The organism is Leptolyngbya sp. 7M (assembly GCF_018128485.1).
Genome location: NZ_CP070897.1, coordinates 3,202,610 through 3,229,477, shown reverse-complemented (window position 1 = coordinate 3,229,477; position 26,868 = coordinate 3,202,610). Strand labels below are relative to the sequence as shown.

General features: G+C 46.8%; 28 protein-coding genes, 1 pseudogene and 1 riboswitch. Of the genes and pseudogenes, 11 read left to right on the top strand and 18 right to left on the bottom strand.

The genetic code is table 11. The features are described from left to right. Nucleotides 1-38: 38 nt before the first annotated feature. Together JVX88_RS16010 and JVX88_RS16005 are read left to right on the top strand one after the other, a co-directional pair. Nucleotides 39-737: a hypothetical protein gene (locus JVX88_RS16010; protein ID WP_263975556.1), complete on the top strand. Its 699-nt coding sequence runs from the start codon at nt 39-41 to the stop codon at nt 735-737. Further along, nucleotides 688-1,149 (top strand): hypothetical protein, encoded by a 462-nt coding sequence (locus JVX88_RS16005; protein ID WP_211629140.1) that lies wholly within the window; start codon nt 688-690, stop codon nt 1,147-1,149. The genes JVX88_RS16010 and JVX88_RS16005 overlap by 50 nt, the downstream gene beginning before the upstream one ends. Nucleotides 1,150-1,312: 163 nt before the next feature. On the opposite strand, the gene JVX88_RS16000 is transcribed toward JVX88_RS16005, so the two are convergent. The 4 genes from JVX88_RS16000 to modA all read right to left on the bottom strand — a co-directional run bounded on the left by JVX88_RS16000 (nt 1,313) and on the right by modA (nt 5,197). Continuing rightward, nucleotides 1,313-2,797, bottom strand: coding sequence for a Fic family protein (locus JVX88_RS16000; protein ID WP_225931429.1), 1,485 nt, complete (start codon nt 2,795-2,797; stop codon nt 1,313-1,315). A gap of 153 nt (nt 2,798-2,950) precedes the next feature. Continuing rightward, a complete protein-coding gene (locus tag JVX88_RS15995; protein WP_410503769.1) occupies nt 2,951-3,868 on the bottom strand; it encodes a hypothetical protein in 918 nt (305 codons plus the stop codon). Beyond that, a complete protein-coding gene (modB, locus tag JVX88_RS15990) occupies nt 3,847-4,380 on the bottom strand; it encodes a molybdate ABC transporter permease subunit (RefSeq protein WP_211628280.1) in 534 nt (177 codons plus the stop codon). The genes JVX88_RS15995 and modB overlap by 22 nt, the downstream gene beginning before the upstream one ends. Nucleotides 4,381-4,390: 10 nt before the next feature. Beyond that, a complete protein-coding gene (modA, locus tag JVX88_RS15985; RefSeq protein ID WP_211628279.1) occupies nt 4,391-5,197 on the bottom strand; it encodes a molybdate ABC transporter substrate-binding protein in 807 nt (268 codons plus the stop codon). 674 nt (nt 5,198-5,871) lie between these two features. On the opposite strand from modA, the gene JVX88_RS15980 reads away from it, so the two are divergent. After that, complete coding sequence (locus JVX88_RS15980) at nt 5,872-6,087, top strand: molybdopterin-binding protein (RefSeq protein WP_211628278.1); 216 nt, start codon at nt 5,872-5,874, stop codon at nt 6,085-6,087. Between the two features lie 206 nt (nt 6,088-6,293). On the opposite strand, the gene JVX88_RS15975 is transcribed toward JVX88_RS15980, so the two are convergent. Both JVX88_RS15975 and JVX88_RS15970 read right to left on the bottom strand, forming a co-directional pair. After that, a complete protein-coding gene (locus JVX88_RS15975) occupies nt 6,294-6,965 on the bottom strand; it encodes a class I SAM-dependent methyltransferase (RefSeq protein ID WP_263975555.1) in 672 nt (223 codons plus the stop codon). Continuing rightward, nucleotides 6,926-7,030: a 4Fe-4S binding protein gene (locus JVX88_RS15970; protein ID WP_263975554.1), complete on the bottom strand. Its 105-nt coding sequence runs from the start codon at nt 7,028-7,030 to the stop codon at nt 6,926-6,928. Before JVX88_RS15970 ends, JVX88_RS15975 begins: the two co-directional genes overlap by 40 nt. Before the next feature lie 32 nt (nt 7,031-7,062). On the opposite strand from JVX88_RS15970, the gene JVX88_RS15965 reads away from it, so the two are divergent. After that, on the top strand, nt 7,063-7,284 hold the full coding sequence (locus JVX88_RS15965; RefSeq protein ID WP_263975553.1) for a hypothetical protein: 222 nt from the start codon (nt 7,063-7,065) through the stop codon (nt 7,282-7,284). Nucleotides 7,285-7,292: 8 nt separating this feature from the next. Here JVX88_RS15965 and JVX88_RS15960 read toward each other — a convergent pair whose 3' ends face one another. From JVX88_RS15960 to JVX88_RS15940, 5 genes are all read right to left on the bottom strand, one after another. After that, entirely contained in the window at nt 7,293-9,320 is a 2,028-nt protein-coding gene (locus JVX88_RS15960) for an ATP-binding protein (RefSeq protein WP_211628277.1), read from the bottom strand. A 9-nt stretch (nt 9,321-9,329) separates the two neighbouring features. Beyond that, nucleotides 9,330-10,133: a hypothetical protein gene (locus tag JVX88_RS15955; RefSeq protein ID WP_211628276.1), complete on the bottom strand. Its 804-nt coding sequence runs from the start codon at nt 10,131-10,133 to the stop codon at nt 9,330-9,332. Nucleotides 10,134-10,158: 25 nt separating this feature from the next. After that, entirely contained in the window at nt 10,159-11,580 is a 1,422-nt protein-coding gene (locus JVX88_RS15950; RefSeq protein ID WP_211628275.1) for a polysaccharide pyruvyl transferase family protein, read from the bottom strand. Nucleotides 11,581-11,909: 329 nt separating this feature from the next. After that, entirely contained in the window at nt 11,910-12,674 is a 765-nt protein-coding gene (locus JVX88_RS15945) for a hypothetical protein (protein ID WP_211628274.1), read from the bottom strand. Next, complete coding sequence (locus JVX88_RS15940) at nt 12,625-13,266, bottom strand: acyltransferase (protein WP_211628273.1); 642 nt, start codon at nt 13,264-13,266, stop codon at nt 12,625-12,627. The genes JVX88_RS15945 and JVX88_RS15940 overlap by 50 nt, the downstream gene beginning before the upstream one ends. 175 nt (nt 13,267-13,441) lie before the next feature. On the opposite strand from JVX88_RS15940, the gene JVX88_RS15935 reads away from it, so the two are divergent. Then, the gene (locus JVX88_RS15935; protein ID WP_263975552.1) at nt 13,442-13,996 is read left to right on the top strand and encodes a hypothetical protein; all 555 of its coding nucleotides are present in this window, start codon (nt 13,442-13,444) and stop codon (nt 13,994-13,996) included. A 22-nt stretch (nt 13,997-14,018) separates the two neighbouring features. On the opposite strand, the gene JVX88_RS15930 is transcribed toward JVX88_RS15935, so the two are convergent. Further along, on the bottom strand, nt 14,019-14,357 hold the full coding sequence (locus JVX88_RS15930; RefSeq protein WP_211628272.1) for a PRC-barrel domain-containing protein: 339 nt from the start codon (nt 14,355-14,357) through the stop codon (nt 14,019-14,021). A gap of 343 nt (nt 14,358-14,700) precedes the next feature. On the opposite strand from JVX88_RS15930, the gene hpsP reads away from it, so the two are divergent. Further along, nucleotides 14,701-15,906 carry a hormogonium polysaccharide biosynthesis glycosyltransferase HpsP gene (gene hpsP, locus JVX88_RS15925; RefSeq protein ID WP_211628271.1) on the top strand — a complete coding sequence of 402 codons (1,206 nt, stop codon included), beginning with the start codon at nt 14,701-14,703 and terminating at the stop codon, nt 15,904-15,906. Here the strand turns inward: hpsP and JVX88_RS15920 are convergent. After that, on the bottom strand, nt 15,903-16,865 hold the full coding sequence (locus JVX88_RS15920; RefSeq protein WP_211628270.1) for a sensor histidine kinase: 963 nt from the start codon (nt 16,863-16,865) through the stop codon (nt 15,903-15,905). The two genes, hpsP and JVX88_RS15920, sit on opposite strands and share 4 nt — an antisense overlap. Nucleotides 16,866-17,116: 251 nt before the next feature. Next, nucleotides 17,117-17,262: riboswitch (cobalamin riboswitch) on the bottom strand. A 208-nt stretch (nt 17,263-17,470) separates the two neighbouring features. Between JVX88_RS15920 and JVX88_RS15915 the strand changes: the two genes are divergently transcribed. From JVX88_RS15915 to JVX88_RS44130, 3 genes are read left to right on the top strand one after another with little or no spacing between them, the layout of a single operon-like run. Beyond that, nucleotides 17,471-17,920 (top strand): SufE family protein, encoded by a 450-nt coding sequence (locus tag JVX88_RS15915; RefSeq protein ID WP_211628269.1) that lies wholly within the window; start codon nt 17,471-17,473, stop codon nt 17,918-17,920. 9 nt (nt 17,921-17,929) lie between these two features. Further along, a complete protein-coding gene (locus tag JVX88_RS15910) occupies nt 17,930-18,976 on the top strand; it encodes a CobW family GTP-binding protein (RefSeq protein ID WP_211628268.1) in 1,047 nt (348 codons plus the stop codon). 15 nt (nt 18,977-18,991) lie between these two features. Then, complete coding sequence (locus tag JVX88_RS44130) at nt 18,992-20,581, top strand: GTP-binding protein (protein WP_211628267.1); 1,590 nt, start codon at nt 18,992-18,994, stop codon at nt 20,579-20,581. Here the strand turns inward: JVX88_RS44130 and JVX88_RS15900 are convergent. The 3 genes from JVX88_RS15900 to JVX88_RS15890 are packed head-to-tail and all read right to left on the bottom strand — an operon-like array spanning nt 20,555 to nt 22,899. Further along, nucleotides 20,555-21,868 (bottom strand): FHA domain-containing serine/threonine-protein kinase, encoded by a 1,314-nt coding sequence (locus JVX88_RS15900; RefSeq protein WP_211628266.1) that lies wholly within the window; start codon nt 21,866-21,868, stop codon nt 20,555-20,557. The genes JVX88_RS44130 and JVX88_RS15900 overlap by 27 nt on opposite strands. A gap of 48 nt (nt 21,869-21,916) precedes the next feature. Continuing rightward, nucleotides 21,917-22,438 carry a DUF4190 domain-containing protein gene (locus tag JVX88_RS15895; protein WP_211628265.1) on the bottom strand — a complete coding sequence of 174 codons (522 nt, stop codon included), beginning with the start codon at nt 22,436-22,438 and terminating at the stop codon, nt 21,917-21,919. An 11-nt stretch (nt 22,439-22,449) separates the two neighbouring features. Beyond that, complete coding sequence (locus tag JVX88_RS15890) at nt 22,450-22,899, bottom strand: hypothetical protein (RefSeq protein WP_211628264.1); 450 nt, start codon at nt 22,897-22,899, stop codon at nt 22,450-22,452. Between the two features lie 136 nt (nt 22,900-23,035). Here JVX88_RS15890 and JVX88_RS15885 point away from each other — a divergent pair, with 136 nt between their 5' ends. Next, nucleotides 23,036-24,721, top strand: a complete 1,686-nt coding sequence (locus JVX88_RS15885; RefSeq protein WP_211628263.1) for a GGDEF domain-containing protein — start codon at nt 23,036-23,038, stop codon at nt 24,719-24,721. Nucleotides 24,722-24,730: 9 nt separating this feature from the next. Further along, nucleotides 24,731-26,212 carry a hypothetical protein gene (locus JVX88_RS15880; RefSeq protein ID WP_211628262.1) on the top strand — a complete coding sequence of 494 codons (1,482 nt, stop codon included), beginning with the start codon at nt 24,731-24,733 and terminating at the stop codon, nt 26,210-26,212. Between the two features lie 16 nt (nt 26,213-26,228). Here the strand turns inward: JVX88_RS15880 and JVX88_RS44125 are convergent. Together JVX88_RS44125 and JVX88_RS15875 are read right to left on the bottom strand one after the other, a co-directional pair. Then, a pseudogene (locus tag JVX88_RS44125) lies at nt 26,229-26,519 on the bottom strand (DUF6335 family protein); the annotation flags it as partial. 56 nt (nt 26,520-26,575) lie between these two features. Further along, the gene (locus JVX88_RS15875) at nt 26,576-26,848 is read right to left on the bottom strand and encodes a hypothetical protein (RefSeq protein WP_211628261.1); all 273 of its coding nucleotides are present in this window, start codon (nt 26,846-26,848) and stop codon (nt 26,576-26,578) included. Between the last annotated feature and the right edge of the window lie 20 nt (nt 26,849-26,868).

The following is a 26,868-nucleotide window of genomic DNA, read 5'->3' as shown; positions in this document are numbered from 1 at the left end:
GATTCCATCGTCATTGATAAGCTACTGAAACTGCACTTATGGCAAATCCAACTTTTGATATTGCGGTGACTGTTCGTGAGCGCCCTTGGCAGTTCAGCCTTCCGGCGTGGCTGGTGCTGATTTGCTTGGTCACCTTTACTGTTTTAATTTCGGCAGGTGCGGCCATTTATAAAAACGCGCCCCCGATTCCGGCAACAGTTGTATCACCACAGCAAGAAATTATTCTGACTCAGGACAATATCCAATCGGGGCAGGAAACCTATCTGGCAAGAGGCGGACAACACATTGGCAGTGTCTGGGGGCATGGGAGTTATCTGGCTCCCGACTGGACAGCAGATGTGTTGCATCGCTGGGGCTTGGCCACGGCTGGCGTGTTGTACAACAGTGATCCAAGTTTTGATCAAAACGATCTAGAAGCCTTGTCAGAAGTCGATCGCGCTGCCCTCCAGGTGAAAGTCAAGCGTGAATTTAAGACCAATCGCTACAACGCTGATACTGGCTCCCTGACCTTGACCCCAGCACAAATTCAGGGACTCCAACAGGTCTTTGACGATTACCGAACCTTACTTTCTCAGGGATCGTCAATCCATTCGATCCCCAGCAATTGGTTTACCGACCAAACCGAGATCCGAGATGTCACTGCCTTCTTCGCCTGGACGGCCTGGGCTGCATCCGCTAATCGTCCCAATGCGCCCTTTTCCTACACCGCCAACTTTCCCCCAAGGTCCGCTTTGTAAACTGCACAGCCCTGAACAACCGCTAAATCTGGGCGCAACGCTGCACTCGACTTGGCTTTCTGCAGCTGAATTTGCAACTTACCAGTATCCAGAACCAGAGCGTTCAAGGAGACGGAAACACTCGGTAGAACAGGATTATGAAGAGGTAGTTGTAATTGCTAAGTCGCGAGGCAACCAAAAAATCAAAGACTTGTTTGAAACTATCATCTACCCCCACTTTGTTGCCCAAACGAGCGAAGCGAAACTGATCACGCAGCTTAAGCATCCAACCAAATCTGCTCCAGCCGAAGCTGCACCCGTTGACGATACTCCAGCCTATGCCGACATTTCTCCAAACGGTTCTGTCCCTGCAATCTCTGAAAACGGTTTAGCCCGTTCAACTACCGATGCTGCTGCAACACCTGATCCATAAACTACAATAACTATTGCCAGGTTAAATTAGGCATCCAGATTTTGTAGAGATCTTGCTTTGCAGTGGCTTCATCGATTTGTTCGTAAATCCGCCAGTAAAGATACATGAATGCCGATACTCGCATGTTCATAGCGCAATGAACAAAAACTGTGTGGATTGTCTGCTAAATACTCTTATTCCAATACTCTAAACCAGTCAGAATTACATCTTCTAGCCATTGCTTAAAACGCCCTACTAAATTCTCTTCTTCATCTGCATAAGAGAATTGAAATGGAGAATCTGTTAAAGCTTGAACATCACTGATAATACTATTGATATTGCGTTCACCTTCTTCGGAATCGTCCCTATCTCTATGGTAAGCACAGGCAGTACATACAAGTAAGCCCCGATACTCATGTCCAAGAACATGAAATGAAAGCAAAAGAGTGGTTGATGTTTCTACATTAATAACCAGTTGGATCCAAGTGTGATAGTTTCGGAGGTTTGCAAAGTATCCTAACTGTTTAGCCGTTTCCACTACTTGGTAACGATGATAATATGAGCGAGGATCACCGGCAGGAGCGTAGATCGTAAAAATCTGACTATCATCGACGAAATCCTGGACAGATGATCTGATTTCATCAGCAACCTCCTGTAAGCGCTTATAAGCTATGTCAAATAAGATTGAGGCGAAGCTCTCAACCTTCTTGCATCGTTCTTGAATGGATGCAGATTGATTTTGTTTTAGCTTTTCAGTGATAGAAGAAATAATGACTTGAGTTCGTCGTGCCTCTGATAAAACCTGCTCTGATAAACCAAGACTTCTGAGGAAAGCTTGCTTCTGGCTTTTCGCGAATAGATTAATCAAGCTGGATAGATTGCCTTGGTCTGCCTCTTCCAAAGCTGCAATATAAACTGCTCGATCATCACGGGTAAGAACTAAAGGAAACCAACTAGCTTGAATGAATACTAAACTAGCCAAACAACGAGCAACGCGACCGTTACCATCCTGAAACGGATGAATCTGCGTAAACCGATGATGTAACCACGCAGACTCAATTTCAGGAGGAACTTTTTGATCGCGATGCTGATGATGCAAGGTAATCAATCTGTCCATTTCAGATGCAACTTGCTCAGGAGGACAATACTCATGAACTGAACCATCTGGTCGCAGAGGATTGTTAGGTTGCCGCTTCCAATCACCTTTAATTAAAGGAACGCGCATTACCTGTCCAGTGATTGGATTAAGGGCTTCCGTACTGTCTTGGCTTTGAGTCAAAAGCTGATGTAGCTGCTTTATGTACGAAGTTGACAGTGTTCTTTGTCCACCTACAAAATCAAATAACCCTTCAATTGCAGCTTCTTGATCTTTAATCAGAGAAATAACCTGCTTGACCGGGCGATCTGTAGCTCCATGAGGAATTAATGCCTCATTGATTCCTTGTTCGATCAATAAACGAGTAATACCCCGATCTATTGTGTACAAACGCTCAATGATTCCAGTTTCAATTGCTATTTCTCGCCGTAATTTCTGATTGAACGCTTGAAATTCACCAGATTGACGCAATCGATCTGCCTGCTCATTCCAAACAGTAACTAGAGGTGGTAACTCAGAACTTGCCAGATTTTCCCAGTTCAACGGTAAGTCTTCTATTGGTTGCCACAGCATGAGCATGTCCACACCGGTACTTGGATATTGTAACAATGCTGAACACAGACCGTTTCTCCTCGCCCGCATATAAAAAATTCCTCCCCTGATGGTTTTACCCTAGCAGAGGAGGAACTGTGATTAGATTAAACGAGCTGAGAATGAACGAATAGATTATTCTTCATCATCCTCATCTTCATCCTCATCCACGTCATCAGCTTCGTACTCGTCGCCATCATCGAGAATCGGCGAGAACGGATCATCTTCATCGTTGGCACGCATACCGTAGCTGGCCCCAAAGTCACCGAAGCCGCCATTGTTGCGGCTACCGATCGGCGGGAACACGTCAAAGCCAGCTTCGCGCTCATAGGTGCGGGCTGTGCGATCATCCACCACGATGTCATCTAAGCCGCCCATCTCCTCTTCAAAGCCCGGATAGTCGCTCGCGTCAGGTTCCACGGCAGCTGTGTCTTCGTAGGTGTTGAAGCCAGTACCGGCAGGAATCAAGCGTCCGATGATCACGTTTTCCTTCAGGCCGCGCAACCAGTCGGACTTGCCTTCGATTGCTGCTTCGGTAAGAACACGAGTCGTCTCCTGGAAGCTGGCTGCCGAGATGAAGCTGTCGGTGTTGAGCGAGGCTTTGGTGATCCCCAGCAGCACCGGAGTGTATTGAGCCGGAGCACCGCCGGTAATCGACATGGCTTCATTCACCTGTTCGATCTGGCGTAGCTCGACTAATTCACCCGGTAGCATTGTGGTATCACCGCCATCATCAATTCGGCCCTTCGAGGTCATCTGCCGTACAATCACTTCAATATGTTTGTCGGAGATCTCGATGCCCTGGGATTGGTACACCGACTGGACTTCGTTCACTAGGAAAGTCTGGACCGCCTGCAAGCTGCGCAGGGCCGACTCAGCATCTGGCATGCCTTCACCCCGGTGATAGTCGAAGAAGACCTCCAGAATTTCGTGTGGATTAGCGGGACCATCGGTGAGGGCTTCTCCAGCGTTGACATCCTGTCCGTCGATTACCATCAGGTTTTGGCCTGGAGTGAGTTGATATTCGGTGATCACTCCATCCGGCTCAACCACCTTGATTTCCACTGATTCATCAAGGTAGCGCCAAACTCGCCTAAGGCCCGCGCAAACGCTAGGGTAACTCCAGCTAAGAGTCCGGGTACTGCCAACGGTAAAAGAATCTGTCTTACAACTCGCGCTTCGGGTGCTCCTAGCGTCCGGGCGACTTGCAGAAGGCTGGGATCAATTTGTTCAAATGCTCCTAATGCGGTTTTATACATCAACGGGAACGAAACCACGAATGCAGCTACAACGGCAGCATACCAGGTAAAGATAATGGTAAAGTCAAATTGCTGCATCAATTGTCCGAACGGTCCATTTTTGCCAAACAGCAGCAGCAGCAGAAACCCTACGACCGTAGGCGGTAAAATTAGCGGCGCAATCAGAATGGCTTCGATGATTGATTTCCAGCGGCCTCGGTATCCCAGCATCCAGTAGGCAGCCGCTGTGCCCGCCAGGAATGTGATCAAGGTGGCCAGCCCAGCCGTTTTGAGAGAAATCCAGAGGGGGGATAAATCCGCAGGCATAATATCAACCTCAGGGAGCAATGCCGAAACCGTACTTCTCGAAGATAGCGTGTGATTGTTTGCTGCTTAGAAACTGAGCGTAGGCACGGGCTGCCTGTTGATTGGGGCTAGCTTTGATCACCGCGATTGGATAAACAATGGGCGTATGGAGGGTGGCAGTAGCGGTGAGAGCGGATTTGACTCGGTTTGAGCTTTTGGCATCGGTGGCGTAGACTATGCCTGCATCGGCATTGCCGCTCTCTACGGTGCCTAAAACGCTACGAACCGAGTTGCCATAGACGAATTTTGTACGTAATTGATCGAGGATGCCTGCGTTATTGAATAATTCTTCGGCATATTGTCCAGCAGGAACACTGCGCGGTTCACCCACCGAAATTTTCTTGATATTTGGATCGGTCAACTGTTGGAAGCTGGTCAGTTGCAAGCGGGAATTTTGGGGTACGACTAGCACTAATTGATTAGTCAGGAGGTTACGACGAGTCTCGCTGAAGATCAAATCCTTGGTTTGGAGCGCATCCATTTGCTTGGTTGCGGCGGAAATAAACACATCTACAGGCGCACCTTGTTCGATTTGCTGTTGCAGCGGACCGGAGGCGGCAAAGGTATAGCTGACTGTAATGCCAGGGTTGGTGGCTTCAAATATTGGATCGATCTCCTCTAGCGCATTCTGAAGGCTAGCAGCGGCAGCAATCAAAAGTGTTGTAGATTGCGTAGATTGATCACTGGTAGGAACCGGAGCAACCGTACTGCAACCAAGCGATCCGGTCAGGGCAATCAGCAAACCGCCTAAAAAAGCAAGAACCTGTTTACGTTTCATGGGACTTGAGATAGTAGAGTGGGTTAGAACGAAGTGGCGACTTTGATTAGCAGCTTAGCTAGAATAAAATGATTTTTGGCTAATTGGGCACTCTTTGCACAAGCTTACCGGGTATTCATCAGGAATCGAACTCGAAATTCTGTCTTGAAGAGATTGTTTTCTAGAGAAATTGTTTTACTAGCAATAGTCAGTCCCAGTAGATCGCAAATCATGTTGAGATCCCCCCTAGAGGGCTAGGGGGAATCTTCGACTTGTGTGGACACCGTAGCTTACCGAAGGGGGGAACCAAGCCAACCGTGGCTTGAAGTCCCTCTTAGTCTACGCCGAAGGCGCATTCCCGCAGGGATTTAGGGGGATTGTGCGATGCACACACTGCGCGAACAAACCCAAGTTTAGGGATCAAAACAAATCCATTTCCGATCGACTGAAACTGTTTACATATCCTTTTAGCTGCCATCTTTTAGATTGTGAACATAGTATCAATCGCAAAACGTATTTAAAGGTACAAAAATAATGAACTTAAGAATACTTTAAAATTGATTTGAAAATATATGGTGATTGATGGGGTTAAAAGTTTGTGTTTTTTTGCTAGAGTGTTATTGAAGGCTACAAGTAATATAGATTTCTCTTGAATCAAACAGTAGATTTTTCTCAAATTAAGTAAGGAATAGGATATGGAAATTAGCGCTCGCAATGCTTTAAAAGGCACAATCAAAACGATTGACGTTGGAGCTGTGAATACGGAAGTGGTGTTGGAGGTAGCACCTGGCGTTGAAATTACTGCGATCATTACCAAAGCTTCGGCTGAACGGTTGGGATTGAGTGTTGGCAAAGCAGCCTATGCTGTCGTGAAAGCCAGTGATGTAATGGTGGCCTGCGAGAACGGGTAGACGAAACTCAGCGCCTCCCAAGTCAATCAAGTCTCCTAACAAGCCAATGGGGATAGCTAGAAGGAATGCCAGTCGCAGATAATGCCTTGGATTAAGTACCTCGGCATAATTAAAAACCAGATTCAAAACCCTGCGCGGGCGGCGCAGGGTTTTGGGTTTTATGTTTAATTATGCTCACCTACTTAGAAGCTATTTCTGTTTGGGCATTATTGCTTCCGTGCCACGATGTGAAAAATATGCCAGTGCTTTTCTTCGCCTATTGCCGTGACGCCGGGATGATCCTCTTCGTCTAACCATTCCACCTCAAACGGCTGTAGTAGGGCGATGATTTGTTCGCGAGTTTGATGGCTGCGATTCGGGAACTGAACCCATGAATCCCGGTCACCAAATAGCTGTCCGCAAAACCGACCTTCGGGGTTCAGCGCTGCCACAATCGTTTGCCAGAGATGGGGAAAATTAGCCGGTGGACAAAAGGGCAGACAAAAGCTGGCGTTGATCAGATCCAGCCCAATCGGGAGGGCCAGCGTTTCAAAGCGCATCAGTTGGGTTCGCAGTTGGTGCCGCCAACTTGGCTGGAGATCGGAACGACTCAGCATCCGCTCAAATGCCTTTTGCTCCGCATCGATCGCCAGTACTCGCCAACCTCGTCGTAGCAGCTCTATGGTATCCCGTCCGTCTCCACAGCCCAGATCAACGGCCAATCGAGGCTGAGTGGTATTACCGCTTGGCTCTGCCTCAAAATTAGCGAGAGCCTTGAGCAGCGTTTCGCGTGGTGGACGGCCTTCTACTGCTTCGTAATAAGCTGTCCAGTTATGTCGGGTAGGATGGGTGGATGGGGTCATATGCCAGCTAGTGCCAACTCGGTATGGGTTTGACAATTTTTAGGACAGACTCTAGCACAAGCTTCACAGCCGATGCAATTATCTGCATTCGCAATCGTCATCACTTTGCGTTCAATTTCGTCATCTTAAACGTATGACTCAATCAATTCGCGAAGCCAAGCAGACTTCTAGCCTGCCCAATACCCATGCTGATGACTGGAGTGTGGGTGACCGGGTGATTCACCGAGCCTTTGGTGCAGGCGAAGTGACGCATATTTTCGGCGCGGGTAACAAGATCTGTCTGGCGATTAAGTTTCCTAGTTTGGGGCGGAAAATCATTGACCCCAAGATCACGCCACTGCAACGAGTTGAATAAATTTAACTCTAGGATTTACACCTAATTCGTTTTGATCTGTCAGGAAACCATTCCCAGCCATCTTCACCGAACAATTCATTTAAAACAGGCTTAAATAGATCTCTAGCGACCTGTTCCACTTCAAAAGTATTATCAGGGAGCGCATTACGTATCTTTTCACTTAATTCGCCCCCTTTTACACCTATATTAGGATCACGCATCTTGCTCATAAAAGATTCATCTTCCCGAAGCTGCTTAATAATTGCACACCGTAAGATTACGAGCTGATCGACTTCTCCCGTTGTCGGATGTACAGGCAAATATTGCTCTCGAAGTATTTCGGCGAATGTTTGTACTCTTGGACGGCTATATTCATGATCTAACATCTCGTAGATTTTCTCAAAGGATAAAACTCGCACTCCTACAGGATAAGGTTTGCCGCTGGACGAACTCCAGAAAATTCCCTGTCCAGGGATTGGTTCGTTCAAGAGGCCGCTCAAAATATCGTCACTGAAGTGGGAATTAGCGTTTTTGATATTTCTAAGATCAGCCGCAGAAAGCAAGTGGAATACGAACCAGTTATCCCCTTGGCTTAAAATTTCATTCGGAATACTACCTGGTTGCTGCGTAATCAAGACAGAACCTAGATCATATTTACGTCCTTCCTTAACCCATTCAATGTAAGGTTCAGCACCCGCTGCGCGCTCATTTAACACACTCTGAGCTTCTTCAATCACCGCTAAGACAGGAATTGTTTTAGGTTCGGCTTCAGTAAACTGTTCTTGATTATGATCAAATATTTTTCTAAGAATAATACCAGACAGAATTAAACCTTGCTGACCTCTCATCTGGGAAATGTCGATTATGCACAACTTGCCTTGTTCTAGGGCGTAGAGAAGCATGTCCATCAATCGGCTTTCCTTACTATGCAAACCCCTCACAATTTTTGTCATATTGCTACGGGCCGCCAATGCTTCTGCATCCTGTAGTTTCTCCAATTTAAGAAGTCCTTTAATTTTGTCAAGATCAGCTCCATTGCCGTCTCGATCAATTAAATCGACAAGCTGAATCCATTCATTTGGCTTTAAGCCTTTTAGCTTAGCAATATTTTGCTGGTTCTGTTGTTCTGGGCTAACTGACAGAGAAATGACATCTGCTGGTCGAAGTGTTCTGATGTCGAGCTTAATTCCACCTGCAACAAAACAGTTATAAAATTCGCTTGGTCCTTTCCGATTCGTAAAGACAACCAGTTTATCTTGAAGGTGGGGTACGTCGCACAAACCCGGTCTTCCTTTATCGTCTGGCCAGAAATATTCTCCATCAGGATCAAAGAGAATTGTACCAACTGGAACTTCTCTTTTTTTTCGCTTCTCTACGGTTGGTGTTACTTCATACAATGCCGAGAATAAAAGCTTGTTTAAATTGGATTTACCAAACCCAGCTCTTGCAAAGATGAATGAGCGTCGTGATACTAAATTACGAATTGGAAATTTAACCTGAACCTCTGGTGATTTTACTTGCATTGCCGCTTCTATTTGGGCAGCTTTGCTATTACCACAGTAAATAAATTCTCCTAGTGCATAATGTCCAATAGGAGATCCAGAATCATTATGTCCCACGATTTCTCTAAGAACCGCATCATCGAGGAATGCTACAGGACTGCCGACATGAGGTAGCCTGCGATGAGAAGGAATAAAGGAAATTTTGTTAGCGCTAAGTCGGAGTATGCCGAGTACGCGAATATCGATTTGGTACTTCAAATATTTTTCCCGCAAATCCTCAGGAACAGGCCGATCCTCTTGTAGCGCTCTTATATTGAACTCTTCCCCAACGCCAGAAGCAAGTTTCCCGGCTGAAGATAATGATGTAATGCGACCTAGAACAGCTTCATTTTCTGTTTCCAACTGAACGAGCAAAAATTGTCCATGCATTGGGATGCTTTGAAATTCGCTTTTATAAGGCAAAACCAAATCTGCATGAAATTCTAAACCTCCTTCACTAAAACCTCTGAAAACACCAACAATTTTATGCTTGGGGAAAAGTGCAACTTGACTCATAGAAGTTTCCTAATATCGACGTTGCGAGGGATCGGTATCTTGAAAACGGGCTGCATCTAGAACATCACTATCTTTCCCAAGTAACTTGCGGATACCGTCAAAAATTTCATCTTGCAGAACATCAAAGTCGAAGTCTACTAGCGCAGCATTTTCATGAGCTTTTTGTAGACAGAGTGGGTAAAAAGGCACAGGAAACCCATTTTCTGCATCAGCCAGCAAATAACCCATTACAGCAGCAGCATCTTGAGTCTGTGGTTCAAAGACATCAACAGGCCAGACTGGGTCATGGGGACTCTTACCAAACTTGACGAAAAACATCTTTCCGCCAACAAACTTGTTTTCTTCTTTACCCTCTACCTCAGAGTCTTCTCCGCGGGCATATTCTGGCCATACATAAGCTTTAGTTTCAATATCGCGAGGAATTTCTACATAGCAAGGATAATTGGCAGTCATCACATCCTCTAATGACATAGCAAGCCGATAGCGAGACAAAACTTTGCTATGCTTCGCAAGACCTACCAGGTAAATTTTGCGTCTATATCGACGCGCATGTTCTTGAATAGCTTCTTGTAGCCCAACCAGTAGTTGATGGAAGAGAGCACCAGTAAATACCTTGCTTCGGAGTAATCCATCAAAGACAATTAGAGTATCTGAGCCAAATTGCGTTTTGCGGATAATATTAAAGAGGATGGCCCATTCTGATATCTCCCGATAGACTTGGATCCAACTTGGACTGATTACGGCATTATCATCTTCATTCAACCGAATCATTGGGCTGAGCTTATGCAAACTATCGACACCTAAATAAATCATTAACTCGCCTAAGGCTGTCGGTGAGTTATCGTTTAAATGAATATGATTTAAGTTTTGTATTCTTGTAGAGGGTGTGATTGCCTCCAAACAATATTTCTACTCCCAGCGCTCGAGCGTTTTCTAATGACTTTTGATCTCGATAAATCCGATAGGACGAGTGCAATAATACATGGCGGATTGCCTGATTGAGAAAATTAGCACCCAATGGACCCACACCACACCCAGTTAACATAGTTGGGATATTTGCCACGACTGCTCGTTGGAAAAAAGCCATAATTTCAGCCATTGCTCCAATTGCCATTAAGGGTCCGCCGCCAAAGACAACCAGGTCCATTGACTGAACGATCTCCAACCCTTCGCTTAGAGAGTGCAAAACACAGCCCTGCAATTCAGGCATTTGCCGAATGGTCATCTGGGAAATGTAGACCTCAATTGCTACCAGATGGAACTCAACTTCTCCTATCGCTTCCTGTAGGGCTTGGAGCACACCTCCTAGAATTGCCTTATCTCCCAGAGTTTCAGTGCCATACCAGCCACAAATTAATACCTTCCGTTTACTAGAACGTGCATCCGGAAAATGCATCGCCACCTTTGGAGGAGAAGAAATGCTCGAATATACCCCTAGAGTTTGCAAGTGTTTCTGGAAGCCAACCTGTAATCTTAATGTCTTCAAGGGCTTCAGCAGCTTCGATGATTTCATTTGACTGAGCAGGCTAACTTGCTTGAACAGAGTCCGGAACGATATTTTAGACACTTTAGATACAGTTTTCGTTGCTCCAGGCAGAATACAATCCTGCCTACAGGAATGACAGGCTGTTTGCAGAATCTGGTACCAATGCTCCTGATGGGTTTCATATAGGCTTACAGAGTCTTGCTTCAGAGTAGATCCCAGTGATTTGCTGGCAATTGCACAGTACCGTAGTTCACCTGTAGCAGAAAGCGTTACACCTCCAGACTGCCACTTGCACCCGACACTACGAGGTTTATGATCGATCAGTTGGCCTATCAGGGATTGGTAAAACTGAAGTTGCGTTGCCGAGGTTTCGTAATAGCGGATCAAATTTTCTAGAAAGATGACCAAATGGTAGATCTGTTCAAATGCAAATGTATCAGGTTCGACTGGCAAATTGGCTTCAGCGACTTGGTGAGGAACTCCTAACTTATAAACAATTGGAATATTGTGATTGATAGCAAACTCCAACCATTCATGCAACTGATAAACCGTTGCTTGATTGATGGTGCATTCTAGCTTTGAATCTGTAATAAATTCACAGCTTTGAATAAAGTTGAGTATCCTAATCAGAGGCTGAAGCTTGACTAAATTGACGCTATTCTTTCGGTTCAATTCACTGAAATTATGTTCCAGATCTAATAAACTGAGTCTGACAGTAAAATGAAGTTTATGGGCTTTGGCGATCGATCCAATTTGGATAATGCGGTCGATCACGCGATCAGTGTCTAAAACGGGTATTGCTAGATCAATTCTGTTTAACCTGGATAGGTTTTCACATAAGCTACTGACCCAGTGTCCTAGATGAGGATGCGGTAAAGTTGATTGACTGCAAATCTCAACCGTTTGAATTTCTGTAAATAAGGAACTTGACAGACTATCAGGGAGCCAATCGCACTTCGTTGGATCGACCATCCACAACTGCCAAATATTACCAAACTTACCCTCCGTAGTGCAGATTTCATCAACTCTCAACTGTAGAAAAGATGGTTTTGCAACGTACCGAACTCTATGCCCTGCTGGCTTAGGCAACTTGACTAAAGTATTCATGAAACAGATACTCCGGCAGTGCTTGTCTGTTTTTGAAACGCAGCATAGCGAGATGTATAGAAGTCTCTATAATCATCCATACGGGATCGAAAGGTATTGCGCTTGGGAAAATTTCGTAAATATGTGTTGTAGATCTTGCGTAAAATCTTTCCTTTTGTTTGAGAAATTCGACTGGCGTACTTTTCCAAATAAAAAGCTCGAAAAGTGCCGCTACTGTAGTGAAAGATGTAACTTTGGGAATCTAGATTCGTGTTATTATTCCAATCATGAGTTAACAAATAGATATCAGGATTTTCTTTGGCATGATGGATAATATAGGGATTATCGCCCCAATCTACGATTGATAATTCTGGGATTTCCTGTTGGGCACTATCTAATACCTTCTCGAAATAATGAATTGCTTCGCTTGAGGATTTTGCGATTAAAATACCAGCATTAATATATCCAGAATGGCCAGGTGCCAAATAGATATATTTGTTTATGACTTGAATCTCTTCAAGTCTGGGGGTATGATTGCGAATTTCACAATCTGAATCTACAAAAAATACCCAATCGTAACTGCTCTTGAGAGCTTCAATCATTAGGACAATTTTCAACCATGTTGCCTCTTCCTTGTCTGGAATTCCAGGAAATTTATCGATCAATACATAATCGTAACCATACTTTCGACAGTAGGCTCGATGGGAATCAATACAGTGTTGGAAGATCTGGTCATAGCCGATTAGGGCTATAGAGAAAACTAGTACTTTCGACTTCTTCATTGCTCTCTACTTTCCTTTGTTCAGATTGGCTTTTGAGAATTCGTTTAGTTTTCGCAGGAATACCTACAACAAAGTGATAGGGTTCAACATCTCGATTAACAACAGCACCCCCTGCGACTACTGCACTTTCACCAACGGTTACACCATGTACAATTAAAGACTTTGCTTTGATGCTGGCACCTGCTTTAATATGAACCGGTTTTTTACCAATCGTATGTGCCAAGGATTCGTTAAGAAAGGAGTTTGTATCATAGGAGTTATGGGTCATGATTACAACGCCTGGTCCTAAATTGACTCCTTTCTCCAGAGTAATCCTTTCATATAAATCAATGAAATTATGACCATTGAGCACGCAGTCATCCTCAATTGTGAGATTGTGAAAGGTTGGCTCTTTCCAATTCAATGTCACAGGTCCAAAAATCCGCACATTCGTTTTGCCAATTTGAGCACCGAATGCCGATAGCAAGCGTTTATTGATCTCAGAATGATAGATTAAGATACGGGGTGGTTCGGTTAATTTGAACCAGGTCCATAGCCACCAATATTGAGTTGTTAATAATAATCGACGACATATACGCTTTACTATAGACATGGAATCTGAACCAACCCTTTCTAATTCATGCTGAACTGTTCAAATTTGAATCAGATCTACGAAGCCTATTAATTACCTATGTAAGGTAAATACTCCTGGAATTATTGTAAACTGGGCAATACAGCCTCCTAAACAACACCTGAATTTAATTATTGAAGATTTGCCACCCGAAGCAATGGATCCGGGTACCGCTTGGTACAGCCTAAATCTGGTTCATACCATCAAACCACAGCAGGTACTAACAGCAAGGGGCTGCAATATGTCGTTTCGGCGCGCTCTGTTTGAACAGCACAGTCTCTGGTTTGACGAACGCTTTCAAGGCAGCGCAGTCCGCGAAGAATCTGACTTTTGCTTGCGCATCCGCAAAACCGGTTACAAAATTTGGTATGACCCAACAGCCCATCTGGTTCATTTGGGCGAAGAATCAGGAGGTTGCCACGATATTAGTACGCGCTCCTTCAAATACCAAATCACGTTCTATCACAACAACTTCTTGATGGGCCTAAAAAATTTGACCCCTACTCAATTTTTGCGTTTATCCACTGACTTATTCGATTGCCAGGTTTTGGGGCATCCACCTTGCTGTAAAAGTGGCTCGCCGCTTAGTATCATTAGTCGCGCTATCTTTTATATTCTAGGTTGTTTGGCAGCCGTCAAAACCTTGCTGAGTTCGCTATGGAATGACGGCCAGCGCTATACTCAACTCGACCAAATGGTCGGCGATATGTAAGGGGTGCTAGTGTCAGTTCAAGTTAGTACTGCATTTGCGCATTGTAGGCCGGCAATTGCTCAGCCTGCTCTTTACTTAGACCCGTAGCATATACGCGACGCTGGTCTTGGTCAATTCGTGCCCGGTCTGCCGAAAGCAGAACTTCTCTGCCCGAAGGATTGGTTCCTAGATCAACCACGATGTACTGAATTTGACCCATGTCATCCACCAACGCATTGGTTACAGTACCAATCTTTTCTTCGGTTTTGCTAGCCAACATGCCAGCTATTAAGTCAGAATACACGCCAAATCCGCTAATTCTGTAGCTACCCGGCTGACGATTTGAATTCAGATCATATTCATCAATTGTTTTCAAAGCCATAACATGTACCTCAAAATATCTTCAATGTGATTGTCAGACAGCAGATTCAATTTCGATAGGCTCTACTCCATGCCTAGTCCAGTGCAGTCCAGTGCAGTCCAGTGCAGTAATGTTGCACTTTACTAAAACCTTACCCCGGCTATGTCTCAAAAATCATCACTCAAAAGGTCGGAGAGCCACTACTCCTTTGGCAGTAGTTAGCTTGGTAACACCTTACATATTTGGAGTGAACGTATTCAGGCTGCACGTATTCAGACTAAGCCATGACCCTTGAAATGTTTCTCGTGACTTTATCGTGACTTTATCGTGACCTTATCCTGCCTTTATTGCTTTAACTTTATCTATGAAATCATTGCGAGTTCTGCAAATTGTTCCATCCCTATCTTTGGTCTACGGTGGCCCCAGCCAAATGGTATTGGGGCTATCAAAAAGTCTGGCAGCACAAGCCATTGATGTGACTATTCTGACCACTGATGCCAACGGCGATACGGGCCAGGCTCCACTCAATGTGCCGCTCGATCGAGCGGTACTCCAAGATGGGTATCGGATTCGTTATTTTCGCTGTTCACCATTTCGTCGCTATAAGTTTTCGCCGCTTTTACTAAACTGGCTTGCTAACCATGCTCACGAATATGATATCGCTCATATTCATGCCTTATTCTCACCAGTTAGTAGTGCAGCAGCGGCAATCGCTCGTTGGAAGAAATTGCCTTATATTCTGCGGCCCTTAGGCACCCTTGATCCAGCCGACTTACAAAAGAAAAAACAGCTCAAACGACTTTATGCAGCTCTGATAGAACGCCCCAATCTAGCAGGAGCAGCAGCAGTGCATTTTACTAGCGATCAGGAAGCAAAGGTATCTGAACGGTTCGGCACCGTAACCCGTGACGTTGTGCTGCCTTTGGGCGTCGAGCTGCCAAATATAGCCGAACCTATCCAGAAGAACCAGATCCGCTCACAGTTGGGTCTGCCCCTAGATCAGCCACTAGTTTTGTTCATGTCGCGCATTGATCCAAAGAAGGGGTTAGATCTGTTGCTACCAGCATTGGTGCAGCTATTGGCAGAAGGAGTGGAGTTTCATTTCGTATTAGCAGGGGCCAATCCACAGGATCCAAACTATGAGAATCAGATTCGTGCCCAGATTCAGGCTTCGCCTTTAGCACACTGTACTACCATGACTGGCTTTGTGACTGGAGCTGCTAAGGCCCAGCTCTTGCAGGCAGCCGATTTGTTTGTGTTGCCGTCCTATTACGAAAATTTTGGCATTGCAGTAGCAGAGGCAATGGCCGCAGGAGTGCCTGTGATTGTTTCCGATCAGGTTCATATTTGGCAGGAGATTGCGCAAGCTGAAGCGGGCTGGATCTGTACCTGTGAGGTTGATTTCTTAATCCAGCAGTTGAGATTTGCTCTCGCTGATCCAGCTAGTCGGATCGAGCGGGGAGCCAACGCCCAAACCCACGCCCTGACGCATTATAGCTGGCAGGCGATCGGACAACAGATGATTCAAGTTTACAAATCTGTTTTGGATCGTTCCCAGTGCGCCCGCTAGCGTGGCAGGGTGAACCAAAAGCGCGAGCCGTGGCCCACTTCGCTTTCTACACCAATCTTGCCGCCATGAGCCGTGATGATTTGTTGACAGAGGCAGAGACCAACGCCGATACCCGTCAACTGCCGATCTGGTCCTGCGCCCAGTTTGAGATCAAACAGCCGTTCTCGCTGCGACTGACTAATCCCTTTGCCATTGTCTGCCACAATAAAACGCAACCACTGCGGTTCTGGTTTGACCTCAACTGTAATGTGCACTCCAGGCAGATTGTGCTTCACCGCATTGAGCAAGAGTTGCTGGAACACTCGTCTAAGCTGTTCCCCATCTGCCATCACTGGAGGCAACTTGTCTAGTGCCAGCTCTAGCGTGGCTTGGTTGCGCTCCAGTAACGGTTTGAGGTCGGTCGCGACCGTTTGCAGCAGTTCCTGTACTTGCATCGGCTCTGGCTGGAGTACTACTCCTTCGGTACGATTGGTGTAAGCTTCGAGCAGGGCATTCAACTTACAGAGCTGGGTTTCGCCCGATTGGGTCATTCGCTCTAGCAAGGAGCGAGGAATCGAAATTTCATCACCTGGATGTTGCTGGAAATTTTTCAAAACCATCAGCGTTCCCATAATCGTTGTCCGTAAATCATGGGCAATCGCATGTAGAAAAACATCCTGTAATTCATTCATGTCTTCTAGCTTTTGATCGAGTCCAGTGAGAGATTGAAAGCGCTCTGGGATTAAGCCAAGCCGAACTGTCCAATCCAACACATGATCGTAGAGGGTGGTATCTCCAATACCAATGCGATCAATCCCGGCTTCGAGTTGTGTTTTCCAGTTCGCAAATTCAACGTCTCGAACCGTTTGCAGCAAGCTTTCGGCATCAGATTTACTGCTCCAAAAGGCTTCTAATGCCTTTTTAACCTCACGATTTCTACCAATGCGGGGATACCCCAGCGTTGCAGTTTGAATAGTCATAGCTGTAGCGTTCTAAATTCTGTAGATAAACATGAAAGATTAGCTGTCCCCAGATTGGAAACAGTCCATAACCAAACATCTTGAGGACGCTAGCCACAAATACCAGCACAACGACAGGCTATCTCTACTCAGATAGCCTCGCCAGATGTTATCCTCTCGTTCAACTCAGAACGCTACAACCTTAAAATTCTGGCAGAAAGCCAATTGCAAAAACTTGAAGTTTTCATCATCCGTACCTCGCAGATGTTTATGTAACGGGTTGACAACTCGGCGGGCATTCTGACTCAGAGAGTTGCGTCTCTCCTCACAGCTGCGGGACAGCGGCAGATTCGCACTGCACTTTCCCCCTTGCGTCTGATGGCTGCTCCCCACCAGAACCGAATGAGTAACTAAACCATAACACAATCAGGGTGTTATGACACATTCTGAATTTCAGGTTTAGTTAAATCAGCGAACTGCTCATAGCAGTGTGCCTCAGTACCATACAGGAAGTAGATCAACCGCAGGGGTGGTATCGCTTGCGAAGAATTGCTTCAGTTTTTCACCCACTTCCTATATAATGAGAATGATTATCATTTTTATGGATAGCTTGCTGCTAGAACAGTATGCCGCCTGTCTCCCAACCCTTGCCTGCCTCCCTTGAGCGAATTGTCCAGCGGTTCCAACAGATTACGGAACCGAAGCGGCGCTATGAGTACTTGCTTTGCTTTGCCAAGCGCCTGCCGCCATTTCCCGATGAGCAAAAGGTGGCAGAACATAAAGTTCCTGGTTGTGTGTCTCAAGTGTATGTAACTGCCAGTTTGGAGCAGGGCAAGGTGATCTTTCAGGGCGATTCCGACGCTCAACTAACCAAGGGATTAGTGGGGCTGTTGGTTGAAGGATTGAACGGGTTAGCTCCCGCAGAAATCATCCAGTTAAAGCCCGATTTCATTCAGCGAACTGGGCTGGATATCAGCCTGACTCCTTCTCGTGCCAATGGTTTTTACAATATTTTTCAAACCATGCAACGGAAAGCACTGGTCTATCATCTGGCTGAGACTTACTTGCAAACTTAAGGAGTCATTATGTCCAACCCAGTCATGCAAGTTTATCCAGAATCGGTGAATGTCCCTCAGCGTGTCATGCCCGTTACCATCATCACAGGCTTTTTGGGCAGCGGCAAAACCACGCTGCTCAATCATATTCTGAACAATCGCCATGAGTTAAAGATTGCTGTAATTGTGAATGAGTTTGGTGACATTGATATCGATTCACAACTGCTAGTTTCTGTAGATGAAAACATGGTGCAACTGGGCAATGGCTGTATTTGTTGCACCATCAATCAAAGCCTGGTTGATACTGTGTATGAAATGGTCGATCGCCATGACTCAGTTGATTACATTGTGGTTGAAACCACCGGAATTGCTGATCCTTTGCCGATCATGTTGAGCTTTATCAGTACAGAATTGCGAGATGTCACGCGACTGGATTCAGTACTGACGGTCATCGATGCTGAGTCCTTTACACCCAGTCATTATGACAGTGAAGCCGCACTCAACCAACTCATCTTTGGGGACATCATTCTCTTAAATAAGACCGATCTGGTTTCTCCTCAAATCGTGGATGGGTTGGAAGATTATATTCGCTCGATTAAGCCAGGCGCTCGAATCATCTCGACCCAATATGGGGAGGTGCCACTGCCGTTAATTTTGGATATTGGATTTAATGATGCCAGTACCTACATCAACTCATCCCAGCCAACTCATGAGCATCATGACCATAGACATTCTCATCATTTAGAAAATGATGGGTTTGTAGCGGTGTCATTTGAAAGCGAATCGCTTCCAGAGCAACTGCGCCAGTGTCCCTTCGACTTACCCAAATTTCAAAACTTCCTGCATCATCTATCTCCTGATGTTTACCGCGCCAAGGGAATTGTCTGGTTTCAGGGCAGCCAACTACGCTATGTTTTGCAACTGAGTGGTAAACGATGCGACATGAAAAGCGTTCATGCAATGTCTCTGAAAGAGAATCGATCGCAGTTACCCAAGCATAATCAGTTAGTATTCATCGGGCGAAACTTAAATGCTGAATTAATCAAAGCACAGTTGATTGAATGTATTGCGATTTAATTTGAGGAATTGGATATGACCAACACAACAACTCTTCCCACTCCCAGCACCCTGGACATTCCCAAACGAGGAATGCCTGTCACGATTATCACGGGATTTCTCGGCAGTGGTAAAACCACGTTACTCAACCACATTTTGAACAATCGTCAGGATCTAAAGGTTGCGATCTTGGTGAATGAGTTTGGTGACATTAACATTGATAGCCAATTACTGGTGGCGATGGATGAAGACATGGTGGAACTCAGTAATGGCTGCATCTGTTGCACGATTAATGATGGACTGGTGGATGCGGTTTATAACGTGCTGGAGCGGGACGATCAGGTCGATTACATGGTGATCGAAACGACGGGTGTTGCCGATCCACTGCCGATTATTTTGACCTTCTTGGGTACAGAATTGCGCGACCTGACCCGGTTAGATTCGATCGTCACCGTCGTCGATTCTGAGACTTTTACCCCCGATCATTTCGACAGCGAAGCGGCATTCAAGCAGATTGCCTATGGGGATGTCACGATTTTGAATAAGACTGATTTGGCAGATCCAGACCAGATCCAAAACCTGGAAGCTTATATTCATACGGTCAAAGAAGGTGCCAGAATCCTGCACAGTCAGCATGGAAAAGTACCGCTGCCACTGCTTTTAGATGTGGGCTATAACAACCCAGAAGCCTATGCCAATCTCGTGCAGGAAGAGATTGAACAAACCCAGCAGGATCACTCACACGAAGCGCATCATCATGACCATGATCACCACGCTCATGATGACCATCACGATCACGCCCATCACCCTCAGGGTTATTGCATAGGCTCCCTTCCGTCAGGAAATTATCCACGGATCCAATCCACATTCCTCTACCCGGCAATGCTTTGCAATTACCTGACTGTTGCTTTGGGGATGGCGTTTATATTGTTTCGAGCGAACCCTCGTTCGCCATATTTGATCTTGGCCGTATTGCTGATCAACTTAGCGGCCATTTTCACACTCACACCAGGTTTGGGCGGATTTATTCTTTCTTTATGTGTACTTCTTTACTGCACGAAAATACCAAATTCGCTCCCGCGATCAAGTTTGATATTCGTTTACCTCGGCCTTTTTATAGCTATCTCGTCTGTATTAATTTCCGCCTATCCACCTTGGGACATAAGTTCAGCGATAGTCAATTCAGATGGATCACGCACGTTTTATTCTCTCGGACCAAGAGCGCTGACCTGGTACGATTCCTTTAGAACTTTTCTTGAATATCCTTTCACAGGAAAGGGGCTTGGGCTAGGGGTAGCAAGTGTTTACTATCAATCGGCTTCGGGACGAGGAGCTATATTAACCGATGCTCATAACACCTGGCTAAATGTTGCAGCTCAGGCGGGTCTCCTTGGACTTATCGCAATTATTTGGCTCACCGTTCACTTTGCATCTAAAAGTGTAAGACTTATCCGCGATAAGAATCCCTTTTCTCCCTTAGCAGCAGTATTTATCGGAGCATTTCTGGCACAGGGATTTATCGGATCTTTCGAAAATGCCCGACATCTATGGGTTTTGTTAGGTGTATTGACTGCAGCAGGCCAACTAGACAGATACGGGTCAAACACTGGAAGCGGCTCTGAGTAATGCCTCACGCATTTCGCCCGCGGTTCGCCAACGAAGATCGACCTGTTTTGCCAAAGCAGTTTCAAAAACCGCCGCAATACGGAGCGGGACGTCCGGAACCCGTCGGCTGATCGGGACTATCGGTTTCTCGAAAATGGCTTTTACAGTTTCAGATATTCCGGCTTTCGGTCCGATATCCAGCGCATGTGCACCGGTGAGCAGACTATAAGCGGTCATACCGACCGCATAAATATCAGAAGGCGGTCTGACCTCCTTAAAATCGCGGACCTGCTCGGGAGGCATATAAGCGATCGTTCCAGCGACATCACCGACCATAGTAACTCCGCTTAAACCGCTTTGCTTATAGCTCTTTGATAGACCAAAATCAGTCAGCTTGGCCACGTATTTAGGAAAGTTGCCGTCAACTAGTATGTTCTGTTCCTTTATATCTCTATGGACGAATCCCTTCGTATGTGCGAACTCAAGAGCAGCAAGTGTCTGCTCTATTATCTTAACAACCTCTTGGTAATTTAGTCTTCCTCCGCGCTTCTTCGCTAATCTCCCGGCATCCATCCCGCTGATATACTCCGTTACAAGGTAAACAATACCGTTGTGTGTTCCGTGTTCAATATAGCTGACAATATTCGGATGTTGGAGAGACGCAGCCACCTCGATCTCGCGCATAAAACGCTTTAAGGATTGATCGCTAACCGCGACTTCCGGCAAAAGAGTTTTTATTGCGACCGCACGGCCATCGCTAACGGCGCGTGCCAACATCACACTACCCATACCGCCTTGCCCCAGAACCCGGATCATTTGATAATTCGGTATCGGCTGTGGATTCTTCCGTAGTTTTTCTCTGCAATCATCGCAAACATATGTTAGCTTTGCGTCCGGTCGTGATGCTTCCGCCTTTGACGGGACACCGCAATTGAGACAGGCAACCGTGATTATCGAAGGCTCCGTCTTTTCGATCGACGGAATACCGGACGATCCGGCATTTGCCATATCACTCTCAACTCGAACTTCCAGGACAGTTTCTCCCCCCTGAAGTCGATCGCCGTGTTTCAAGTGCGCGGTCTCCACGCGAATGCCATTTACGAAAGTTCCGTTCGTCGAACCTAGATCACGAAGAAAGCACTGAGGTGGCGCGATCTCAAGAATGCAGTGATGGCGCGAAAAAAATCGGTCATGCGGAAGACAGAAATGTGCGTCCTCGCTCCGGCCGATCATGAACGTGTCGTGTTGGTCAAATGTAAATTGGCGTCCCGTTTGTGGTCCCGCGACAACAAGCAACGTTACACGCATCGGTTTGAGTATAGAAGATTTACGTCGGCTACGCTACTTGTCCATATATCAGGAAATAGAACCGAACAAAAGAAAGACCAAGGATAGGAAAAACGTGATGATCCCAATAATCATGCCGCCGAGAGCCATTCCCCGTCCGCCATATAGTTGTGGCTTATCATCAGCGTTTCTCATTCCAATAAATCCGATGATCGCCGCTGGAACACCAAGCCATATTCCTCCAGCGCAACACACAAGCAGGATCGAAGAAATTGCCAGGATCATCGAAATTGTTGGCAAGGTGTGATTACGAGCTTGAGGAAAACCCGGGATCGCAACCCTATCGATCGGTGGGCGATAGGTTTGGTTTTCTTGATAAGGTACGATGGGCGCAGCAGGCTGCCAATTGTCACGCGTTTCGCGAGCTGATCCCATTATGACGGTAGGCGGGGAATCGTCAGCGAAAATGGTTGGCGGCTCATTAAAGAGATCCGAGGACTCGCTTAGACGCGACAAGAGCTCGCCGTCATTCAAGCAAAAATTTATATTTGCATCGGTGTAGGACTGACCGCATTTAGGACAAGTCTTCATATCGGGCGGACTTACTTCACGATCTCCAGATCTTTGAACCCGATCCTGATACCATCTGCCGCATACAATCCCGCGACACCGCCTTTGTGTCCGTAAACATTGCGGATCGACGTAAGCAAAGTATCATTCACATATATCTCGTTGATATCGTTCTTGTGCCGCACCTCGAGTTTATTCGCCTCCGAGCCGCCATTTATCGCGCTCGAATCAGTCCATGCAACCACGTTATGCTCTTTGTTAGGTTCATGCCGAACGACACGATAGCGTTTCCTAGCCGTATCTATTAGGAATGCGTAACCTTTTACAAGTGGCTTTGGATCACTATGAAAAATAAGCCCATAACCAAGATCTGATGCTGTACCATTTACGTTTCTAACAGTTACGCGAACGGCAGAATCTTCCGTTTTGAAATCCGGAGCGGCGCACATCGCGTAATAATAGCGGGCGCGGGCAGAGGTCATGAACAGCTCACCGCCGGAAAATGTAACCGTTCCATGAGTGGAGGTCGTTTCCCATTGAGAAAGATCCGCCTTTTAAAAGGCGATCAGCGGCGAATGGAGCCGCTTCCGTCCGACCGAGTTCTTCGAGAACGTCCTAATGTCCGGTTCAGATTCCGGTATATATTCTGCTATCGAACGACTTGGACGTTTTATTGTTAAGCACGAGAGCGACCTTCTGGACCTTTCGTCAAAACCGGAAACCGAAATCAAGGACGAAATTTCGAGGCGTGTCGAAGAATTCAGTACCAGATCGGAACAAGTGCATGGTCCCGTCAAGCCTCAAACAAATGATCAGAGCCGCATTGGACCTGAAGCTTCACGGTTGAGATCACTGCTCGGGTCGCTCACAAAACTTGAGTATTCTGAGGCCTGTAAAGCGATCCTGCAGTTTCTTGCCGACATTTATGAATTCGATTCATTGGTTTGGCTTGAGCGACGGGGCGACGCGCTGGTCGCTACTACGTCGTTCGGACGGCTCGAAGAGAAAACCGTCCGGATCTCGATCCCGGTCGAGAACGAAAGGCTTGAAGCGGCGATCAAGGCCAAACGCTGTGTAAAGCTTCGCCAGCGAAATGACTTCCGGTCGCCCGGCTCGCCGACGAGGCTCTCGCTATTTCCGGTAACCGTGGGCTCAGAGATTCGCGGAGCATTTGCCGTAGCCGGAAACAAAATAAACGGTGAGGTCGAAAATGAACTTGTGCGATTCGCGAAGGGTATCGGCCCGCAATTAGAGATATTACGGCTTCGTGATGAGGTATCCCGAAGGGATTGGGTCGCAAAGGGTGTGAAACGATTTGTCGAAAGCCTGAAGCAGATCGACAAGGACGATTTTCTAACGCACGTAATGCAGATCTCAGCCGAGCTGCTGCAAGCTCAGCGTGCGTCCTTGCTTCTGCGCGGCGAGAAATCTGACGATCTATATGCAACGGCATCGATCGGGGCAGCAACCGATCTGAAAAGTCTCGGAAGTGTTGGCTCCAGGATCGCAGTGCACGCGCTTGAGCAAGGTGATCCGGTCGTTGTTTCCGACATTCGTAAGGAAGGGATCGCTTTGGCACCGAGCGAGTGGCGATACAGGTCGAACTCTTTCATTAGCTTTCCGATCCTGATCGGGGATCGCCGCCTTGCCGTGATGAACTTTACAGATCGTGCCGGTGGTGATTCGTTCGGCGAGCGTGACCTCGAATTATTGCAGACCATCGCACCACAGATCGCTGTGGCGATCGATCGGACAACTCTAAAGGACCGCGCCGGTGAGTTTGAGCAGCTTTCAGTTACTGATCCACTGACCGGTCTTCTGAACCGCCGATACCTGGATGAACGACTTCAGGAGGAGATGAACCGGGCTCGTCGCCATCGTGCGCCGATCACGCTGATGATGATCGACGTGGACCATTTCAAATCCTATAACGACAGCTTTGGCCATGCTGCCGGTGATCTAGCTTTAAAGATGCTCGCCGGTGCAATGAAGGATACGCTTCGAGCAGACGACGTGGCGGCTCGCTTTGGCGGTGAGGAGTTCGCGATCTTACTGCCGCGAACTAGCCCGGATGAGGCCGCTACTATTGCAGAACGCATTCGTTCCCGGATAGAGCATACCCATTTCCCGTATCGCAGGGTAACCATTAGTCTCGGCCTTGCCGGGTACAGCACCGAGTTCGAGTCACCGAAAGATTGGATCGACGCAGCCGACCTCGCCCTATACGAGGCGAAGGAATTGGGGCGAAACGGCGTGCAGATCTATGAACTGCTAGGCAAATCATTCAGGGATAAGATCAATTAAATGTCTGCCGTGCAGAAGAGAAGTTCACAAGGGAAATCAAATGGGCCGAATGTTCGTGCCGATGTTATTACCCGTCTTGAAAACTTTGCACCTGGGGATAGCGGACTGCTTCTGCTTGAAAGCACGCCGAATTCCGGGGCTTCCACGTTGCTGCTTCATTTTGCAGAAGGTCTGTTTCTCAGAGCGGATGCACCATTACCGGTTTATTTTTCGCTTAGACATGGCGAAAGTTCAGTCCTTGCGGCTAAGCGATTTGCATACGAGTTCTTGGCACAGACGATCGCCTATCGGCGAAGCGACCCAATATTTAGTAAAACATCGCCCGGATTTAACGAAATTCTTGGATTGGCTCCGGCCACCGATATTTCTTGGATAAAACAGGCTGCGGAGAGAATAGAGGAAGAGTCTGCCATTGATCCAACATCTATTGAGCGCTGTCTGAGCGTTCCGATGCTCTCCGCCTCATCAGGTCTGCGGCCGTTACTGATCTTTGACGACCTGCACTTAAGCAGCAGTATTGATGGCGGTGATGAATTCGTACGATGTCTCTTTCGCGTCGCGGAACGCGCGGAGTTCCCCGTTATTGCCGCAGGCCGCCGCCGATATCTTTCAAGATTTGACGGTGAGCGGCTCTCGCTTTCTTCACCAACTTTCGAAAGCGTTCGCGATGGCGTAAGCCTTTCGGCTGAGACGATCGATCTGAAGCTTGATGATGCTTTGCTAGATCTCGTGGCAATTCAGATCGGAGATCGTCCCGGTTTTATTTCGTCGCTGTTGAAGAGAGCGAAACAATTTGATGGAACACTTTCCGGATTCCCACTGATACAGCGCGCCTACCTGGAGGAGATCTTTACCGGAGCGATCGGACGCTGGTTCGAACGAGAGATCGGGTACGCATGCAAAGATATGCGCGAGGAGATCAAAGTAAAGGAATTGTTTGGCGACCTTGGCATTCAGAATACAGCCGCCGCTCCCATAGCTTCACTGTCATATTCCACAGGGATTTCTGAGGAAAGGCTCTTTGATATTGCGAACCGACTTTATGGATCAGAGGTCGTCGAGTTTTCCGGCGGTGAACTTCGCGTGCCGGATGCTGATCCGCTTTTGGCTGATCTCTTTCAGGCGCAGGGACGCAGATCAAATAAAAAAGAAGAGCATTCAGTAGTGTTCACTACTATGCTTGCTGCGGCGGTCAGACGTGCGCCGCAATTGTTGTCCGAACACTACCGTAATGGTTCAGCTCTTGGGCTACGTGGGCTGATAGAAAAGTTTGGCCGCAGATCGATGCCGAAGGCACTGTTTGACCAACAACTATTCAACATTAGATACAAAGGCCGTGCGAAAGAAGAGATCATAGCTGAACTTGCAAAAGACGCAGACTCGGTAGAACTGCCCTCGGTGATCTTTGCCGGCAACCTGGATTCAATAAGCAAAGAGATCGGTAAGTTTCTAATTCAAAGCGTTTACGATCGCGTTTTCCAAGCTTTCTGATGAAATCAAGCGGCTCGTTATCCTCAAAATCTATCCCCATCGCATGTGCATTCTGTTCTACATCCGATTGATCAGGTGTGGGGTTATGTCCGAAGACAGCTTCCGAACCAGAAGAATTCACCTCCTCCCAGTTTGCATCTATGTCGCCGCCGGAATCTGCAGGTGAAGAAGAATTATGTTCGGCGAGACGCTGGTAAAGCTCAGATGGCGCTTGCGGTGCAAGAGAGATCTCCTGCTCGATAAATTCTACTATCTCTTCATCCGGAAGCGGCTCATTGCCGTAAAATTCTAGACGATTGGACGGCATCTCATCTGCTCCTTGTTTGGGGTGCAGAAAGCATAACACAAATTGCGTAGCAAAAACTAGATAAAAACGACAGATTGTGAGGTAGGGATCTCAAAGCGCTTGCGGCAGCGCATATTCTTACACATCAACTGATCATCAATGCGAACCATATAATCCCGTGATTTTTCAAACCGGGCCCGCTCGTGTTCGGCAATGCCGCGGGGAGGCTGTTTCTTTTTGGTGCGTTTCATCCAGCGGACATCATAATCATTGCGTTGACGGCAAAATGGGCACGCAAAGCTCGCCTTTTTTAACTCTTGGCGTTCATCGAAAATATCGCGTTCCTGCATCGAAATTATTTTACATCATT